This window comes from Porphyrobacter sp. AAP60 (assembly GCF_001296025.1).
Taxonomy (GTDB): Bacteria; Pseudomonadota; Alphaproteobacteria; order Sphingomonadales; family Sphingomonadaceae; genus Erythrobacter.
Window position 1 is genome coordinate 202,954 of the sequence record NZ_LJHV01000002.1, and the last position, 17,978, is coordinate 220,931.

20 protein-coding genes and 1 tRNA gene are annotated in these 17,978 nt (G+C 62.9%); 19 read left to right on the forward strand and 2 right to left on the reverse strand.

Features of this window, described 5'->3' with window-relative positions; all coding sequences use genetic code 11:
• Positions 1 to 27 precede the first annotated feature (27 nt).
• Positions 28 to 870, reverse strand: coding sequence for a metallophosphoesterase (locus IP79_RS01505; protein ID WP_054117481.1), 843 nt, complete (start codon positions 868 to 870; stop codon positions 28 to 30).
• A gap of 84 nt (positions 871 to 954) precedes the next feature.
• Here IP79_RS01505 and pyrH point away from each other — a divergent pair, with 84 nt between their 5' ends.
• The 10 genes from pyrH (at position 955) to rpmE (ending at position 10,597) form a co-directional block, all read left to right on the forward strand.
• On the forward strand, positions 955 to 1,674 hold the full coding sequence (gene pyrH, locus IP79_RS01510) for a UMP kinase (RefSeq protein ID WP_054117482.1): 720 nt from the start codon (positions 955 to 957) through the stop codon (positions 1,672 to 1,674).
• 34 nt (positions 1,675 to 1,708) lie between these two features.
• Complete coding sequence (gene frr / locus IP79_RS01515; protein WP_054117483.1) at positions 1,709 to 2,266, forward strand: ribosome recycling factor; 558 nt, start codon at positions 1,709 to 1,711, stop codon at positions 2,264 to 2,266.
• A 139-nt stretch (positions 2,267 to 2,405) separates the two neighbouring features.
• Positions 2,406 to 3,047, forward strand: coding sequence for a polyprenyl diphosphate synthase (gene uppS, locus IP79_RS01520; RefSeq protein WP_054117974.1), 642 nt, complete (start codon positions 2,406 to 2,408; stop codon positions 3,045 to 3,047).
• Positions 3,034 to 3,798, forward strand: coding sequence for a phosphatidate cytidylyltransferase (locus IP79_RS01525; protein WP_054117484.1), 765 nt, complete (start codon positions 3,034 to 3,036; stop codon positions 3,796 to 3,798). The genes uppS and IP79_RS01525 overlap by 14 nt, the downstream gene beginning before the upstream one ends.
• Before the next feature lie 7 nt (positions 3,799 to 3,805).
• Entirely contained in the window at positions 3,806 to 4,972 is a 1,167-nt protein-coding gene (gene dxr, locus IP79_RS01530) for a 1-deoxy-D-xylulose-5-phosphate reductoisomerase (protein ID WP_054117485.1), read from the forward strand.
• Between the two features lie 16 nt (positions 4,973 to 4,988).
• Positions 4,989 to 6,086, forward strand: coding sequence for an RIP metalloprotease RseP (rseP, locus tag IP79_RS01535; protein WP_054117486.1), 1,098 nt, complete (start codon positions 4,989 to 4,991; stop codon positions 6,084 to 6,086).
• 227 nt (positions 6,087 to 6,313) lie between these two features.
• Positions 6,314 to 9,082 carry an outer membrane protein assembly factor BamA gene (gene bamA / locus IP79_RS01540; RefSeq protein ID WP_082336946.1) on the forward strand — a complete coding sequence of 923 codons (2,769 nt, stop codon included), beginning with the start codon at positions 6,314 to 6,316 and terminating at the stop codon, positions 9,080 to 9,082.
• The gene (locus IP79_RS01545; protein ID WP_054117487.1) at positions 9,082 to 9,762 is read left to right on the forward strand and encodes an OmpH family outer membrane protein; all 681 of its coding nucleotides are present in this window, start codon (positions 9,082 to 9,084) and stop codon (positions 9,760 to 9,762) included. Before bamA ends, IP79_RS01545 begins: the two co-directional genes overlap by 1 nt.
• Positions 9,763 to 9,781: 19 nt before the next feature.
• On the forward strand, positions 9,782 to 10,258 hold the full coding sequence (gene fabZ, locus IP79_RS01550) for a 3-hydroxyacyl-ACP dehydratase FabZ (RefSeq protein WP_054117488.1): 477 nt from the start codon (positions 9,782 to 9,784) through the stop codon (positions 10,256 to 10,258).
• 114 nt (positions 10,259 to 10,372) lie between these two features.
• Entirely contained in the window at positions 10,373 to 10,597 is a 225-nt protein-coding gene (gene rpmE / locus IP79_RS01555; protein ID WP_054117489.1) for a 50S ribosomal protein L31, read from the forward strand.
• 96 nt (positions 10,598 to 10,693) lie between these two features.
• Here rpmE and IP79_RS01560 read toward each other — a convergent pair whose 3' ends face one another.
• The gene (locus IP79_RS01560; RefSeq protein ID WP_054117490.1) at positions 10,694 to 11,329 is read right to left on the reverse strand and encodes a prolyl hydroxylase family protein; all 636 of its coding nucleotides are present in this window, start codon (positions 11,327 to 11,329) and stop codon (positions 10,694 to 10,696) included.
• Between the two features lie 234 nt (positions 11,330 to 11,563).
• Here IP79_RS01560 and IP79_RS01565 point away from each other — a divergent pair.
• The 9 genes from IP79_RS01565 (at position 11,564) to IP79_RS01600 (ending at position 17,850) form a co-directional block, all read left to right on the forward strand.
• Positions 11,564 to 11,640, forward strand: a tRNA-His gene (locus IP79_RS01565).
• A gap of 47 nt (positions 11,641 to 11,687) precedes the next feature.
• On the forward strand, positions 11,688 to 12,755 hold the full coding sequence (locus IP79_RS01570) for a Leu/Phe/Val dehydrogenase (RefSeq protein WP_054117491.1): 1,068 nt from the start codon (positions 11,688 to 11,690) through the stop codon (positions 12,753 to 12,755).
• Between the two features lie 97 nt (positions 12,756 to 12,852).
• A complete protein-coding gene (gene ccmC / locus IP79_RS01575) occupies positions 12,853 to 13,611 on the forward strand; it encodes a heme ABC transporter permease CcmC (RefSeq protein ID WP_054117492.1) in 759 nt (252 codons plus the stop codon).
• Positions 13,608 to 13,751 carry a hypothetical protein gene (locus tag IP79_RS15360; RefSeq protein ID WP_156318013.1) on the forward strand — a complete coding sequence of 48 codons (144 nt, stop codon included), beginning with the start codon at positions 13,608 to 13,610 and terminating at the stop codon, positions 13,749 to 13,751. Before ccmC ends, IP79_RS15360 begins: the two co-directional genes overlap by 4 nt.
• 12 nt (positions 13,752 to 13,763) lie before the next feature.
• Positions 13,764 to 14,225 (forward strand): cytochrome c maturation protein CcmE, encoded by a 462-nt coding sequence (gene ccmE / locus IP79_RS01580; protein ID WP_054117493.1) that lies wholly within the window; start codon positions 13,764 to 13,766, stop codon positions 14,223 to 14,225.
• Between the two features lie 27 nt (positions 14,226 to 14,252).
• A complete protein-coding gene (locus IP79_RS01585) occupies positions 14,253 to 16,238 on the forward strand; it encodes a heme lyase CcmF/NrfE family subunit (protein ID WP_054117494.1) in 1,986 nt (661 codons plus the stop codon).
• A gap of 3 nt (positions 16,239 to 16,241) precedes the next feature.
• Positions 16,242 to 16,772, forward strand: coding sequence for a DsbE family thiol:disulfide interchange protein (locus IP79_RS01590; RefSeq protein WP_054117495.1), 531 nt, complete (start codon positions 16,242 to 16,244; stop codon positions 16,770 to 16,772).
• Positions 16,769 to 17,203 (forward strand): cytochrome c-type biogenesis protein, encoded by a 435-nt coding sequence (locus tag IP79_RS01595; protein ID WP_054117496.1) that lies wholly within the window; start codon positions 16,769 to 16,771, stop codon positions 17,201 to 17,203. Before IP79_RS01590 ends, IP79_RS01595 begins: the two co-directional genes overlap by 4 nt.
• Positions 17,200 to 17,850, forward strand: coding sequence for a tetratricopeptide repeat protein (locus tag IP79_RS01600; RefSeq protein ID WP_054117497.1), 651 nt, complete (start codon positions 17,200 to 17,202; stop codon positions 17,848 to 17,850). Before IP79_RS01595 ends, IP79_RS01600 begins: the two co-directional genes overlap by 4 nt.
• Positions 17,851 to 17,978: the final 128 nt, after the last annotated feature.

Below are 17,978 nucleotides of genomic sequence, written 5' to 3' on the forward strand. Positions count from 1 at the left end.
ATACCGGAAAAAAACGGCCGTCGCAGCTTATCGCTGCGGCGGCCGTATTTCTATCAGCCAGATTTCCGGGTGGGTAAAAAGGCGCACCGGCAGGAGACTTGTGCCAAGGCCCGCGCTGGTCACCAGAGTCTTGCCGTGCTGGCGCGTCACCCCGCAGGCATAAAGGTTGCCATAATCCGACATCGTCGCAGGCGCGCCGCCCCATGGCCATGCAATCTGGCCGCAATGCGTGTGCCCGGCCAGCACAAGATCGACATCGACCGGAACCTGCGGGAAAATGTCGGGGCTGTGCGTCAAGATGATCCGCGCGCCCGCACCGCGCGGCATCGCGGCGGCGGTGGCAGACAGATCGGCGCGGCCGGTGAAATCGTCGTCCACGCCGCCGATCACCAGTGGGCCGCGCTGCGCCGCCTGATTGCGAAGAACCGTTATTTGCGGATAGCGCGCCAGTTCAGCGGCCAGCGCATCCCATGCAAACCAGTGATCATGATTGCCCGGCACCACGATCACCCCCAGCGGCGCGGAAAGCCGGCCCAGCGGGGCAACAACCTCGGCAGCGGAGTAAACCCGCGTGGCGGTGCGTTTCTCGCTGACGAGATCGCCCGCGATCGCGACCAGATCGGGTTCGAGCGCGTTGACCTGCGCAACAATCCGTTCGAGCCGTTCGGGCGGCATGTCCGGCCCGGCGACATGGATATCGGCCAGCAGCGCGATGGTGACGGGCGCAGCGCTTGCGGGCAGGGCGGGGCTTTCCACCACCAGCCGTTCCACCACGGGGTCGCGCATCGTGTCATACCAGACCTTCGCGGCAAGCGCGCAGGCGAGTGCGAGCACCAGCAAGGCCGCCCTGCGGAACATTGTCTTGCCCATTTGCACCGCTATCCCCTTGGCAGCACCGCCACGCCCCGATAAAGGCCGCACCGCAGCCGTTTTCCGCCAGAGAGCCATTTCCCTATGTCCATCCCCGAAATCAAGCGCGTCCTCCTGAAACTTTCAGGTGAAGTGCTGATGGGGGATCAGCAGTTCGGGATCGATCCGGCCTTTGTCGCCGATCTTGCGGGCGAGGTGAAGGCTGCCAAGGAAACGGGGCTCGAAATCTGCCTCGTCATCGGCGGCGGCAATATCTTTCGCGGTATGGCGGGCGCGGCGCAGGGGATGGACCGTGCGCAGGCCGATTACATGGGGATGCTGGCGACGGTGATGAACGCGCTCGCCATGCAGAACGCGCTGGAACAACTGGGTGTGCAGACCCGCGTGCAATCCGCGATCGAGATGGACAAGGTTTGCGAACCGGTGATCCGCCGCCGCGCCGAACGCCATCTGGAAAAGGGCCGCGTCGTGATCTTTGCCGCAGGTGTTGGCGCGCCGTACTTCACCACCGATAGCGGCGCAGCCTTGCGCGCTGCCGAAATGAAATGCGATGCGCTGCTGAAAGGCACCAGCGTTGACGGGGTGTATGATAGCGATCCCAAGCATAATCCGCAGGCAACCCGTTTCGATACAGTAACTTATGACCGCGTGCTGGCAGACAATCTCAGGGTGATGGACGCCAGCGCCGTGGCGCTGTGCCGTGATAACAAGATCCCGATCGTGGTCTTTTCGATCCGCGAGAAAGGCAACCTTGCCCGCGTATTGTCGGGCGAGGGCGTCCAGACCATCGTGCAAGACCAGTAACGTGCAAGACAGCTGACAAAAGGAAACCCAACCCATGCCGCAATATGACAAGGCCGATGTCGAGCGCCGGATGAAGGGCGCAGTCGAAGCGCTGAAAAGCGATCTTCAGGGCCTGCGCACCGGCCGTGCCAACACCACTTTGCTCGATCCGGTGATGGTCGAGGTCTATGGTTCGATGATGCCGCTGTCGCAGGTCGCCACAGTCTCCGCGCCCGAACCGCGGATGCTGAGCGTGCAGGTGTGGGATAAATCGAACATGACCCCGGTGGAAAAGGGCATCGCCCACGCCAATCTGGGCCTCAATCCGATTATCGACGGTCAGACGCTGCGTCTGCCGATCCCCGATCTGACGCAGGATCGCCGCAAGGAACTCGCAAAGCTGGCGGGCCAATATGCCGAAAAGGCCAAGATCGCGATCCGCAACGTGCGCCGCGATGCGATGGAAAGCCTGAAGACCGACGAGAAGAAGAAGGAAATCTCGGAAGACGATCGCAAGCGTTCCGAAGAGCAGGTGCAGAAGCTGACCGATCAATACGTCAAGGAAACCGACGAGGCAGCCGCCAAGAAGGAACAGGAAATCCTGACGCAGTGAGTGGCTGCGACGCCTCCTTTTCCGTTCGCCTCGAGCGTAGTCGAGAGGCCTTGCGCCAGTGTCTCGACTTCGCTCGACACGAACGGAATGCGTGGGGACAGTTTTGACTACCGACCGCGCCAGGCATGTCGCCATCATCATGGATGGCAATGGCCGCTGGGCCAAGAAACGGGCGTTGCCGCGCGCAGTGGGGCATCAGCGCGGGGTCGAAGCGGTGCGGCGGCTGGTGCGCGGGCTTGGCCCGATGGGGCTGGAATGCCTGACGCTGTACGCCTTTTCTTCCGAAAACTGGAAACGGTCGGAAGACGAGGTTGATGATCTGATGAACCTGATGCGCAAGTTCATCAAATCCGATCTGCCCGAATTCGTCGCCAACAACGTCAAACTGAAGATCATCGGCGATTGGCAATCGCTCGCGCCCGATATCGTCGCGATGCTGGAAGATGCGCTGGCGCAGACCGCAAACGGCAATCAGACGCTGGCGGTGGCACTGAATTACGGCGCGCAGCATGAAATTGCGCGGGCTGCGGCCAAGGCGGCAGCGGAAGGTTCGGTGACGGTGGATAGCATCGCGGCCAATCTCGACACCGCCGATCTGCCACCGCTCGATCTGCTGATCCGCACCAGCGGCGAAATCCGCTTGTCGAATTTTCTGCTGTGGCAATCGGCCTATGCCGAGATGCTGTTCGTTGATACGCTATGGCCCGATTTCGAACCTGCGCATCTGGCGCAGGCGCTTGATGATTTTGCCCGGAGGGAGCGGCGCTTTGGCGGACGGTAAGATCAGAGTGCGCAATCCCAAGGCAGGCGTGACCGATCTGCCGGTGCGGCTGGCTTCGGCCATCGTCATGCTGGTGATCGCAGGCGGGGCGCTGTGGCTGGGCGGTTGGTTCTGGACCGCATTCGTGCTCGCACTGGGGCTCGGTGTGCTGTGGGAATGGAACAAGCTGGTGGGTCGCTTCGGCGCATCGGCTGTGGTTGAAACCCTGTGGTTCTTCGGCGGGGTGATCTATATCGGCGGGGCGGCGCTGGCGATGCTCGTGGTGCGCAACGGGCGGCAGGTGTTTCCGTTCGATCCGCAGGCCACAGGATATGGCCCGTTGGAAGTGCTTGCAGCGTTCATCCTTCCCGTCGTTGCCGTCGATGTCGGCGCCTATTTCGCTGGTCGCGCCATCGGCGGGCCGAAGATCGCGCCGCGCATCAGCCCGTCCAAGACCTGGGCCGGGCTTGGCGGCGGGGCGGTGCTGGCCGCGCTGGTGGGCGTGGTGGTGGAGATCAGCGATTTCGGCCCGGCGGTCATGCCCGGCTACACCGCGCTCGGTCTGGGTATGGCGGTGGTCGGCGGGGTGCTGATCGCGGTGCTCGCGCAGGCGGGCGATTTCTTCGAAAGCTGGATGAAACGGCGCGCAGGGGTGAAGGACTCGGGCGCGCTGATTCCGGGGCATGGCGGGCTGTTTGACCGGCTCGACGGCTTTCTCGCGGTGTTCTTCATGCTGTTTGTGATTGCCACAGTGCCCGTTTTGCTGGGATGATGCGGGGATGACACGCACGCTCACCCTGCTTGGTGCCACCGGATCGATTGGCGCATCGACGCTCGATCTGGTGCGGCGCAATCGTGACGCCTGGCAGATCGACGCGCTGACCGCCCATTGCAGCGCGGCGGAACTGGCGGCGCTGGCGATTGAATTCGGCGCGAAACTTGCGGTGGTCAGCGATGAGAGCTGCCTGCCCGAATTGCGCGATGCGCTCGGCAGCAGCGGGATCGAAGCCGCAGGTGGCCGCGCCGCGCTGGTCGAAGCAGCTGCGCGTCCGGTCGATATGACGGTCGCGGCGATTGTCGGCTGCGCAGGGCTGGCCCCGGTCATGGCGGCAATCGAACGCGGCGGCACCATCGCGCTCGCCAACAAGGAAGCGCTGGTTTCGGCTGGCGAAATGATGATGGAGGCGGTCTCCAAGCACGGCGCGACCCTGCTTCCCACCGATTCCGAACATAATGCGATTTTCCAGTGCCTCAGCGGCAATCGCATGTCCGATGTGGCGAAGATCACGCTGACAGCCAGCGGCGGCCCGCTGCGGACATGGTCGGCCGAACGCCTTCACGCTGCCACTCCCGCCGAAGCCGTGGCGCATCCGAACTGGTCGATGGGGGCGAAGATCAGCGTCGATTCGGCCACGATGATGAACAAGGGGCTCGAATATATCGAGGCCTATCACCTGTTCCCCGTCGGGCTCGAAAAGCTGGGCATTGTGATCCACCCGCAAAGCGTGATCCATTCGATGGTCGAGTTCCGCGACCGGTCGACGCTGGCACAGCTTGGTCCTTCGGACATGCGCGTGCCGATCGCCTCGTGCCTTGCATGGCCGCGGCGGATGGATACGCCTATGCCCGCGCTGGATCTGGCAGCGATTGGCGAGCTGACCTTTTTCCCGCCTGACGAAACCCGTTTTCCCGCCACACGGCTGGCGCGTGAGGCGATCCGGGCAGGGGGCAGCGCGCCCGCAATCCTCAACGCCGCCAACGAAATTGCGGTCGCCGCTTTCCTCGCCGGTCAGATCAGGTTCACCCGGATCGCGGCACTGGTCGAAGAGACGCTGGCCCGCAGCAATGATGCGCCGCGCCCTGCCAGCCTTGATGAAGTGCTGGCCGTAGACCAATCTGCAAGGCTGCAAGCCCGCAGCCTGCTGGAGACCAACGCCCTTGTTTGAAGCACCCCCTTTCTGGATGTACGTGGTCGGGTTCCTGCTGTTGCTCGGCCCACTGATCACCTTGCATGAACTTGGCCACCTGCTGGTCGGCCGGTTGTTTGGCGTGAAGGCGGATGCCTTCTCGGTCGGGTTTGGCAAGGAACTGGCCGGCTATACCGATAAGCAAGGCACCCGCTGGAAGCTGTCGGCGCTCCCGCTGGGCGGCTATGTGCAGTTCAAGGGCGATATGAACCCGGCGAGCGTTCCGGATGCTTCGGCTCCGCGCGAGGAAGGCAGCTTCCAGCACGCCGCCTTGTGGAAACGCGCTCTGATCGTGGCGGCGGGGCCGGTCACCAATCTTGTGGTGGCAATCGCCATTTTTGCCGCGCTGTTTGCCATCATGGGCAAGCCGACCATCGCCGGGGCCGAGGATTCGCGCACCATCGGTGCTTTTTCCGAAGACAGCGTGGCACAGCAGGCCGGGATGCAGGTGGGCGACACCATTATAGCCATCAATGGTTCCGAAGTGATCGATTTCAGCGATCTCAAGACGCAGGTGGCCCTGCGCCCCGCCACGCGGATGGTGTTCACCGTGGAACGTGCGGGAGCCGAGCTTGATATTCCGGTGACCACGGCGCGGGTCGGCATAGCCGACAAGTTCGGCAACAAGACCGATATCGGCTTGCTGGGCGTTGCACCTTCGGGCGGAGAATATGTGCTGGAAGATGTGGGCGTGATCGAATCGATCCCGCTCGCCGTCCGCCAGACCGGCGAAGCCACGATGATGATGATCACCGGTATCAAGCAGATCATTGGCGGCGAACGATCCATCAAGGAACTGGGCGGCCCGCTGAAGATCGCGAAATACTCGGGCGAACAGATGAGTCTTGGTCTGGTTGCCTTTATCCAGCTGGCCGCGATGATCTCGCTTAATTTGGCATTCATCAACTTCTTGCCAATCCCCGCGCTGGATGGCGGGCATCTGGTGTTCTACGCGGCCGAGGCTATTCGCCGCAAGCCGGTGGGGCCACAGGCGACCGAGTGGGCTTACCGCACCGGCATCGCGCTGGTGCTGACGCTGATGGTGGTGGTGACGGTGAATGATCTGTTCTCGCTACCCCTGTTCGGAAGTTGAGGCCGGGCCGGGATGCGCGGATGGTTTGCCGTGCAAAAGCACGGTGAGCGGGGCGCAATCCGCGCCCCGGCGGCTTGATTGCGCAAGGCACATCGGGCAGAGGCGGGAACCGTGGCCGAGGCACGATCCGGTTGGGGGTCGCGCAAAGTCACTTGCAAGTTTGCACGTTCAGGGTCGCAGGGACGTGACACGGACGGTTGGAACGGGATTTTAGCTGCATGAACCGAATGAGCGAGACGGGCGCAGTGCCGGTCAATGGCACTTCAGCACGTTCGAAAGCGCGGCGCGGCCGCTATGCCGCGATGCTGTGCTGTGGTTCGATGCTGGCCGGCATGCCCGGCGCGGCCTTTGCGCAGGCGCAAACCGGCGCACCCCAGCCGCAGCCTGCTTCCCAAGCTGCTCCGCAAACCACTGGCCAAGCTACTGCGGCGCCCGCACCTGCCGCCAGCGCCAACGTAATCAGGACAATCAACGTCGTCGGGGCCGAAAGGCTCGAGCCGACCACTATCCTCAGCTACATCCGGCTGCGCGCCGGGCAGGAATACACCGCGGTTGCCGCTGACGAGGCGCTTTCAGATCTCTACGCGACCGAGTTGTTCGCCAACGCGTCGATTGCCAATAACAGCGGCAATGTTGTCATCACCGTGGTGGAAAACCCGGTGATCAACCGCATCGTGCTGGAGGGCAACGAGCGCCTCAAGCCCGACAAGATCCTGCCCGAAATCAAGCTGTCGCCGCGCCAGATTTTCACCCGTTCCAAGGTGCGCGCCGATGTTTCGCGCATCATCGAATTGTACAAGCGTCAGGGCCGTTTCGCCGCCAAGGTCGAACCCAAGCTGGTGCAGTTGCCGCAGAACCGGGTCGATATCGTGTTCGAGATTTCGGAAGGCCCGAAGTCGAAGGTGCGCCAGATCAACATTCTCGGTAACGAGAAGTTCAAGGACGGCGAACTGCGCGGCGAAATGGTGACCAAGCAGGCACGCCTGACCAGTTTCTTCAGCTCCAACACCAGCTACGATCCCGATCGTCTGGCGTTTGACCAACAGAAGCTGCGCCAGTTCTACCTGACCGAAGGTTACGCCGATTTCCGGGTTGTTTCGGCGGTGGCCGAACTGACGCCCGATCAGCGCGATTTCATCATCACCTACGTGGTCGAGGAAGGCGAGCGGTACAACTTCGGCGAGGTCAAGGTCGACAGCCAGCTGCGCGACTTCGACAGTGACGTGATGAGCACTCAGCTGCCTATGAAGGAAGGCGATTTCTACAACGCCAAGACGGTCGAGGACACGGTCGAGCAGCTCACCGAGCTGGCAGGCCGCTTCGGTTACGCCTTTGCCGACGTGCAGCCGCGCTTCAGCCGCGATCCTGAAAATCTCAAGATGAACGTGACTTTCATCCTGCGCGAGGCGCCGCGCGTCTATGTCGAACGGGTGGATATCAACGGCAATACGCTGACGCAGGACAAGGTCGTACGCCGCGAGTTCCGCCTGGCAGAAGGCGATGCCTTCAACAGCCTGGGCGTGCAGCGCACCACCGCGCGCATCAATTCGCTGGCCTATTTCCAGGAAAACTTCGAAGTCAGCCAGACCGAAGGCAGCGCGCCTGACCGGATCATTCTGGAAGCGAACGTCGAGGAACGCCCCACGGGCGAATTGCAGTTTTCGGCCGGTTTCTCGTCAATCGAACAGTTCATTCTGGCAGGCTCGATCCGCCAGCGGAACTTCCGCGGTCGCGGGCAGACGATCGGGCTCAGCGTCAACTATTCGCAATTCTCGCGCTCGGCGCAGGTCAGTTTTTCCGATCCCTATATCTTCGATCGCAATATTTCCGGCGGGATCGATATCTACCGCCGCGATTTCAACAGCTTCAACTTCACCAACCGCGATCGCAACACGACCTTCAAGCAATCGACCACCGGCTTTTCGATGCGTGCCGGTGTGCCGCTGACGGAATATATGTCGCTGATCGGCAGCTACACGCTGAACTACGAAGACGTGACGCTCGACGAGAACCTGTTCTTCTCCGATCTTGATGGTGACGGCAGGCGCGAATGCGATCCGCTGCTGGCCGGGCGTTTCCTGTGCGATGCCATCGGCACGCGGTTGAGCTCGATCGTCGGCCTGAGCCTCAATTATAACTCGCTGAACTCGCGGATACGTCCTTCCCGCGGCAAGACCGTTTCGCTCAGCAGCGAATTTGCTGGCCTGGGCGGGGACGTGCGCTACGTACGGTTCCGCGGCCGTGCGCAGCAGTTCTGGGGTCTCGGCAATTCGGGCTTCATCTTCTCGGTTCTGGCTGAAGGCGGCACGATCATACCGCTGAGCGAAAGGACGGGCGAGGGCGTTGACGATATCTTCCTCAACGACCGTTTCTTCCTGGGCGAACCCCAGTTCCGCGGCTTCCGGATTCGCGGCGTCGGCCCGCGCATCCTGACCCAGCGTTATGTGACCGGCGCCGATGGCACTCCTGTGCTGATTACCGATCGCAACCAGACCCGCGACGACGCCATTGGCGGTCGCAATTACTATCTGGGCCGCGCCGAGCTGGAAATTCCGCTTGGTTCGGGCGCTCGCGAATTGGGTCTGCGTCCCTCGATCTGGGCCGACATCGGCGCGCTGTGGGGCGTGGAAACGCCGGTTCTGCAGGACAACCCGACCGGTTTGCAGCAGCGTGATGCGCAGGGTAACCCGCTGTTCCTGACTACCCGTCTTGACGACGCCGGTCAGCCGGTGCTTATCGGCGGTCAGCCGGTGCTTGATGCCACCACCGCCGCTTTTGCGCCCGATGGCACCGCTAACGAACGGTTTGTGCGGCAGGGCAGCGCGATCAGGGAAACCTTCCTTGGCGATTCGCCCAGCCCGCGTATCACCGCCGGGATCGGGGTGAACTGGAACTCGCCCTTCGGACCGTTCCGCATCGATTTCGCCCAGACCATCCGCAAGGTGCCGGGCGATGACGAGCGCCGCTTTACATTCAACGTAGGAACCCAATTCTGATGACTATCTTCAAGACGATTCTCGCTCCGGCTGGTCTTGCTTTGACCGCGCTGGTTGCGCTTCCCGCTCAGGCCCAGGTCGAAGGCCGGATGGCGACGGTCGATGTTTCGCGCACGATCATCGGCACCACCGCGTTCCAGAACGCCTACGAACAGATCAACCAGACCTACGCGCAGCAGAACGACCTGCGCCGTGCCAAGGCGCAGGAGCGCCAGACGCTGCTCGGCTCGTTCGACACCAATGGCGACAAGCAGGTTGACGATGCCGAACTCGCTGCCAAGCAGGGTTCTGCCGATTTCACCAAGCTGCAGACGCTGGAGCAGGAAATTCAGGCACTCAACAACCAGATCGACGGTGCGCGTATCTATGCGATCGAACAGATCATCGTGCAGTATGCCGCCGCCTTGCAGGACGTGACGACGCGCGACCAGATCAAGGTCGTGATCGATCCGGGCTCGCTGCTCTATGCACCGCCGGAAGCCGACATCACCCAGAAGGTGACCACTGCGCTGAACGCCAAGGTGCCATCGGCCGGCGTGGTCCCGCCGCAGGGCTGGCAGCCGAGCCGTGAGGGCGTGTCTCTCTATCAGGAAATCCAGCAGCGTCTGATCGCCGCGCAGATGGCGCAGCAACAGCAGCAGGCCCAGCCTGCCGCCACCACTGCGCCGGTTGGCCGCTGATACTGACGGAGCACGAGTAATGAGCGAAGCGGGTAACGCACCGGCCGAGGTGCTGGATTACGACATCGTCAAGATCCTCAAGGCCTTGCCGCACCGTTACCCGCTGTTGCTGGTTGACCGGGTCAGGTCGATCACGCTGGGTGAGCGGATCCACGCGGTCAAGGCCGTGAGCATGAACGAACAGTTCTTCCAGGGCCATTTTCCCGGCGCGCCGATCATGCCCGGCGTGCTGCAGATCGAGGCGCTGGCGCAGGCTGCCGGCATTCTCGGTATCGAGACAATGGAGCTGGCTGGCACCGGCAAGCTAGTGATCTTCATGGGGATCGAAAACGCCAAGTTCCGCGCCCCCGTGACACCGGGCTGTCTGCTCGACCTGCACGTCGAATTCACCCAGAAGCGCAGCCGCGTCTACAAGTTCAAGGGTGTGGCAAGCGTCGAGGGGAAGACGACCTGCGAGGTCGAGTTTACGGCCATGATGACTGATCCGCCCGCCTGATCGCGGGAGTCGTCATCCGAGGTTGCATTCCCCCGCGTTCCCCACTAAGGCGCGCGCTTCCCATTCATAGCAGCGCCGGTCGGTACCGGCGCCACGCTGCAAAGGACACGCATCATGAAGGCCGAAGGTCACCCCGATTACCACCTGATCACGGTCAAGATGACCGATGGTACCGAATATCAGACCCGTTCGACCTGGGGCAAGGAAGGCGACACCATGTCGCTTGAAATCGACCCCTTGAGCCACCCGGCCTGGACCGGTGGCCGTCAGCAGGCTTCCGAAGGTGGCCGCGTGGCCCAGTTCAACAAGCGTTTCGGCGGGCTCAGCCTCAAAAAGTAAGATGCTGTGCGGCCCACGGGCCGCGCGCAACAGTTCGCGGTCGCAAGACCGTGGGAGGAAGGCGGCCTGACGGGGTCGCCTTTTTCGTTTCTGGCGTCAGCCGTGCCATTCCTTTTCGCGATACCATTTGGTGATCACGTATTTGACGCCCTTACGCACTTTCATCCCGTGATGCAGCGTCGCGTGGTTGACGCCTCCGTCGGATAACCGGTTGTTCCAGCACAGCAGTTTGCCGACTTCGGGCTGGAACGTCTTGTCCAGCAGCTTGAACCGCGTTGCGCCGCCTGCTGCGACATCATTGAGATAAACCATGTAGGTCCAGGTGCGGTTGCCCGAGAGCGCGCAGAACTTCTGGAAATCACGCCCGCCCGGCGCAAAGAAATCCGTGTGCGGTTTGAACTCCTGCCCGACATCGTAACGCTGGCCTTGCAGCGGTTCGCCAAACGCCGGGTCAATACCGGACAGCGCGGTGATCATCGCTTCGATCTGGCGGACTGCGGGAAGATCGGCGGCAAGATCGCAGGTCTCGCTGGTGCGGAACACCGGATCGCCATTGTCATCCGCGATAGTGGACGGGCGACGATCCTGCTCGATCAGCGCGATCAGGGCCGCACACAGATCGGGGTCTGCGAATCGCCTGTGCTGGAACAGTTCGGCCTTGGGGCTGGGCAAGCGCTGCATGCCTGAATGCGCTGAAAGCCGTGCGGCGATGGATTCGCTGGTCTGGTTCATCGCTTTCAAGGATAATTCCGGCGCAAGACTTGGCAATGGTTTCACAGGCCGCGTAACAATCTTGCGTGCAAACCATGGGAAAACAGTTTTCGCTTCCCTTGAACAGGCCTTTGTGCAAGAGGCGCGAACCCTGCCGAAACCGGGGTTGACCGCGCATCAGCCATGCGTAAACCGCGCCTTCTTCGCGCGGGCTTGGCAGCGACCGTTACGGTGGTATGCGGGCAGGGACATGTGGCGACCGTAGCTCAGTTGGTTAGAGCGCCGGTTTGTGGTACCGGAGGTCGCGGGTTCGAACCCCGTCGGTCGCCCCATCATCCCCTCCCGGCCAGTTTGGTTCCGCGCCGGACAGGGGACTGATATGACCGCGTTCTGGGCCGAACCCGATTTCGATGCACACGAACTTGTGCAGCTGGTGCATGACCGGGCAAGCGGCCTGACAGCGATTATCGCGGTGCATTCCACCCATCTCGGCCCGTCAGCGGGCGGCACCCGTTTCTGGCATTATAATGATCCCGCAGGCGCGATGCGCGATGCGCTGCGCCTGTCGCGGGGCATGAGCTACAAGAACGCCATGGCCGGTCTGCCGATGGGCGGGGGCAAGGCAGTGATTCTGGCTGATGAACAGCGGATCAAGACGCCCGAAATGCTCGCCGCCTTCGGCGATGCAGTCGAAGGGCTGGGCGGGCGTTACGTCACCGCCGAAGATGTCGGCATTTCCGAGGCGGATATGGTCGCCGTTTCGAGCCGCACGGCGCATGTTTCGGGGCTTCCCGTTGCGGGCGAGGGCAGTGCGGGCGGCGATCCCGGCCCCTTCACCGCTTACGGCATCTATCTCGGGATCAAGGCGGCCGTGGCGCACAAGCTGGGCAAGGATAGCCTCGCGGGCGTTCACGTCGCTGTACAAGGTACAGGCAGCGTCGGCGGCGGGGTTGCCCGCCTGCTGGCGAAGGACGGCGCGAAGCTGACGCTGGCCGATATCAACGCTTCGCGCGCCGCCGCGCTCGCGCAGGAACTGGGCGCGGCAACCGCCAGCACCGATGCGATCATGGAAACGCCGTGCGACGTGTTCAGCCCCAATGCGCTGGGTGCGATTCTCGATGATGCAGGCATCGCCGGGCTGGATTGCGCAATTGTGGCGGGCGGGGCGAACAACCAGCTGGCCCGGGCCGGTCACGGCGCCTTGCTGGCGGCGCGCGACATCCTTTATGCGCCCGACTATGTCATCAACGCGGGCGGCATCATCTCGGTCGCGACCGAGTATCTGGCGCGCAATCAGGGGCGCATCGGGGACATTGCCGAAGTGAACGCGCTGGTGGCGCAAATCCCCGGAAGGCTGGAACAGATCTGGCAGGAAAGCGCGGCGACGGGCATTTCGTCCGATGTGGTGGCTGACCGGATGGCCCAGAAGCTCATCGGGCGCGGCTGAAGCAAGCTTTGCACCGGGAACGAAACACCCGTTGCACCATTTGCTCTCTTGTCGGGAACGGGTGTAAGGCTACAAGCCCGGCCAGACGCGAAAACCCATGCACATTTACGCCAACCCCACCCGATTCCTTGCCCTTGCAAAGTGGCTGACACCGTTCCTGTTCTGGGGCGGGCTGCTGCTGTCTGTCGGGTCTGTGGCGTGGGGCCTGTTCATGGTGCCGCCAGACCGGCTGATGGGCGAGACGGTGCGCATCCTGTTCATTCACGTGCCCGCCGCATGGCTGGGCATGGGCGGATGGGCCGGAATTGCGATTTCCAGCGCCATGCTGCTGATCTGGAAGCACCCGCTCGCCGCGATTTCCGCGCGGGCGATTGCCGTGCCGGGCATGGTGTTCTGCGCGATCTGCCTTGCCACCGGATCGATCTGGGGCCGTCCGACCTGGGGCACCTGGTGGGAATGGGACGGGCGGCTGACTTCGATGCTGGTGCTGCTGTTTCTTTACGCCGGATATATCGCCCTGACGCAGGCCACCGCGCGCGAGGGCGGGTCGAACAAGATCGCCGCGATCTTCGGGATTGTGGGCGCGGTCAATGTTCCGATAATCAACCGCAGCGTGGTATGGTGGAACTCGCTTCACCAGCCGCCCAGCATCACCGCGGGCAAAAGCGCGATCGAGGCGACATTTCTGGTGCCGCTGCTGGTCGCCGTGGCGGGCTTTTCGTTATTGTTCGGCGCGATTGTGCTGATGCGGATGCGCGCCCTGATCGCCCAGGGACAGGTCGAGGCACGCCTGCGCCGCCGGGCGCTGGATGATGATGCGCCGCTCGCCGCTGCTCCGGCGATGGAGCAGGCATGATGCGCGAACAATTGAACCAGTGGGATTTCGTGCTGTTGGCCTATGCTGTCGGCGGTATAGCACTGGCGGCGCTGATCCTATGGGCATGGCGCGCGATGACGCAGGCCGAGGCACGGCGCGATGCGACCAAACGGCGCTGACAGGAAACCGAAATGAAAGCCAAGCACCAACGTCTGATTCTTGTCGTTATCGCATTGGTGGCGATCATCGGTGCCGGGTTGCTGGCGGCGTGGAGCCTGCGCAATCAGGCGAATTATTTCTACCTGCCCGAACAGATGGCCGCGACCCCGCCCGAAGTGGGGCAGGCGGTGCGTCTGGGCGGAATGGTGCAGGCCGGATCGATCAAAACCGAAGCCGACGGCGTAACAGTCAATTTCATGGTCACCGGCAACACTGCCGACGCGATCCCGGTGCGTTACAGCGGTATCCTGCCCGATCTGTTCGTTGAAAATTCGGGTGTGGTGGCCGAAGGAAGCCTTGGCCCGAACGGCGTGTTCATGGCCACCAACCTGCTCGCCAAGCATGACGAGAATTACGTGCCCAAAGAGCTGGAAGGCATGGGCACGCAGCAGGCCGCCAAGATGGCTGCCGACACCACAGTGGGTCTGGATTAGCAGCGTGACACCAACGAGGGCCAAGCAATGATTGCCGAAATCGGATTGGCTGCCCTGTGGCTCGCCGCTGCGCTGGCGGTGCTGCAAATGGTTTCGGGCGCGTTTGCGCTCAAGGCCGCCGAAGGCGAGGTCAACCCGCTGGCGATCTATGCGCGCCCTGCCGCCGTGGTGCAGGCCTTTCTGGCCGTGCTGGCTTTCGCCTTGCTGCTGTGGGCCTTTGCGATCACCGATCTTTCGATCAAACTGGTTGCCAGCAATTCCCACTCGATGAAGCCGCTGGTCTATAAACTCACCGGCACCTGGGGCAATCACGAAGGATCGATGCTGCTATGGGTCGGCGTGCTGGCCGCGTCGGGCGGATTGCTCGCCGCATTCGAGCGTCGCCTGCCCGAACGCACGATGGGTGCCACGCTGGCGGTGCAGGGGTTTGTGGCGCTGGGATTTTACGCGTTCCTGTTACTGTCTTCGAACCCGTTTGAACGGTTGCCCGTACCTGCGATGGAGGGCACCGGATTGAACCCGCTGCTGCAGGACATCGGCCTCGCGATCCATCCGCCAACGCTTTATGCAGGCTATGTCGGCCTTTCGGTCGCCTTCAGTCTGGCGATGGGCGCATTGCTCACCAATCAGGTCAACCCGGCCTTTGCGCGGGTGCTGCGCCCGTGGGTGCTGGGGGCATGGGTACTGCTTACCTTCGGGATCGCCGCCGGATCATACTGGGCCTATTACGAACTGGGCTGGGGCGGCTGGTGGTTCTGGGACCCGGTTGAAAACGCCTCGTTGATGCCATGGCTTGCGGCGACCGCGCTGATGCATTCGGTCAGTGTGCTGGCCGCGCGCGATGCGCTGCGGACGTGGACGATCATGCTGGGCGTGCTGGCCTTTTCGATGTCGATGCTGGGCACGTTTCTGGTGCGGTCGGGTGTGCTGACCAGCGTCCATGCCTTCGCCGTCGATCCCGAACGCGGGGCGTTCATCCTTGTCCTGCTGCTTCTCTATATCGGCGGGGCGTTCACCATTTTCGCCCTGCGTGCGGGCGCCGTGGCCGAGGGCAAGCGCTTTTCCTTCTCCAGCCGCGAAGGCGCGCTGGTGTTCAACAACGTGATGCTTTCCGCGATTCTGGCGATCGTGCTGCTAGGCACCCTTTACCCGCTGGTGACCGAGGCATTCGACGTGCGCGTTTCAGTCGGCCCGCCTTATTTCAACCCGGCAAGCGCGATTTTCGCGGTGCCGATGTTCCTTGTCATGGCGGTTGGCCCGTTGCTGCGCTGGAAGGAAGACAAGCCTGCGCGCATCCAGTTTGAAATGCTGATGCTTGCGGCCGTGCTGATCGCAGTGATCGCGGTTACGGCGATGGTTGGCGACTATCCGTTCCTGCCACTGCTCGGCCTTGGGCTGGCTGCCGCGCTGGCACTGGCATCATTCCTGCCATTGCGCGGACGCAAACTCGCCCGTGTGCCCCTGGCAACCTGGGGCATGGTGCTGGCGCATTTCGGCGTGGCGGTTTCGCTGTTCGGGATGGCTTGCGAAGGCGCGTTCAGTCAGGAACGGCTTGCCGCGGTCGCTCCGGGTGGAACCGAACAGGTCGGTGATTTCAGCTTCACCTTGCAAAGCGTAACGCCCGTGGCGGGGCCAAACTGGACAGCACTGGAAGCGCGCATTGCCGTCAGCCGCGATGGCGGAGAGCCGGTGATCCTTGTTCCTCAGGCCCGCAATTTCTGGTCGCCGCAGCAATCGACCAGCGAAAGCGCGCTGCTGACCCGCTGGGACGGACAGCTTTACGCTGTTCTCGGCAATCAGGCCGCAGACGGGCGCTGGCAAATCCGCATGTGGTGGAAGCCGTTTGTGACGTTCATCTGGTACGGCGCATTGCTGATCTCGCTGGGCGGCATATTGGCAATCGTCGGCCGCGTGCGGGTTGATGTGAAGCGCCGCCATGCAAGCGAGGTGGGCGAAGAGCGCCGCGCCGATCTCGCGGCACTGGGCGCTGCTGCGCCGGTGCCGGCGGAGTAAGCCATGCGCAACCGTTTGTTCCTGTGGGTGCCGCTCGCCCTGTTCGCCTTTTTCGCGGGACTGGCAGGCTATATGCTTACGCAGGAAAAGAGCCAGTTCGTCGAAAGCACGATGATCGGTGAGCCGCTGCCGGACTTCGCGTTGAAGCCCGCGTTTGAAGGCCTGCCCGGAGCGGCCAAGGCGGACTTTGTCGGCACCAAGCCGCGCCTGCTGAATATCTGGGCGAGCTGGTGCCTGCCCTGCATTGCCGAAGCCCCGCAGCTTGAAGCACTGCAAGCGCAGGGTGTGGAAATTATCGGCATCGCCATTCGCGATCGGCCTGCCGATGTTGCCAACTTCCTCACCCGTTATGGCAATCCCTACAGCCGCGTCGGGGCAGACGATATTTCCGAGGTGCAGCTCGCCATCGGATCGTCGGGCGTACCGGAAACCTTCGTGATCGATGCGGCGGGCGTGATCCGGTATCAGCACATCGGCGATATCCGCGAAGATGACGTGGCGCTGCTGTTGGCGGAACTGGAGAAGGCCCGATGATCCGCGCTGTGCTGGCTTTCCTCGCAGCGCTGCTTGCGATGCCCCTGACCGCGCAGGACGCAATGCCGCCTGCGCCCTATGCCTATAACCAGCTCGACGATCCCCGGCTGGAGGCCGAGGCCACCGCGCTGATGCACACGCTGCGCTGCCTCAAGTGCCAATCGCAAAGCATCGCTGATAGCGATGCGCCGATGGCAGGCGACATGCGCCATCAGGTGCGCAGCCGCATTCTGGCAGGCGAAAGCCCGGATCAGATCCGCAGCTGGTTGATTGCGCGCTATGGCGACTATGTCAGCTATAACCCCACCGTCAGTGCGACGACGTGGCCCTTGTTTGCAATTCCTGTGGTGCTGATCCTGATCGTCGGCGCGGTGTTGGCACGGCGTCTGGGCAAGCGGCGCAGCGACGCTGCCGATGGAGAGCCGACATGATCGAAGGCTGGCTGGCAGTGGGCGCTTTGGCGCTGGCGGCATTTGCGTTTGCGGTGCTGGTTCTGAAGCTCCCGCGTGAAGGCCTGACGCTGTTCGGCGCGGCGCTGGTGTTCGGCCTCGCAGGCTATGCCTGGCAGGGCGTGCCCGGTCAGCCCGCCGCACCCAAACAAGGGCCTGTTGCCGCGGCCAGCACGCAAGGCGAGGCGATGGTTGAAGGGCGCGCCGCTTTGTTCGATCGCACGCAGCCGCCACCATCCTATCTGTTGACCTCCGATGCCTTTGCCCGGCGCGGTCAGTTCGCCGATGCGGCGACGATGCTGCGGAGGGGCTTGGCCGAGAACCCGGATGATCAGGAAAGCTGGCTGGCGCTGGGAATGGCGCTGGTTGGCCATGCCGATGGCTTTGTCACGCCGCCGGCCGTGCAGGCTTTTTCGCGGGCCAAGGCGGTTGATCCGGCCCATCCGGGCGCGGAATACATTCTTGGCGTGGCCTACCTGCAAAGCGGTGAAGTCCGCGCGGCGCGCAATGTCTGGGCCGGACTTGTCGCAAATTCCCCGCCCGATGCGCCTTGGCGTGCGGATCTGGAGGCGGAAATCGCCCGGCTGGATGACATGATCGCCCGCGCTCCGATGTTGCAGGGGCAATAGCAGCATTATGTCTCCAGCTTGTCACCGGCGCGGCAATGTTGCAGGTGCGAAAGCGTAGTGCTAGGCGCGCGGCCTTTCCGGCCAGTGTCCACTAGACGAGTCGTCTGGACGGGATGGGCAGTACCGGA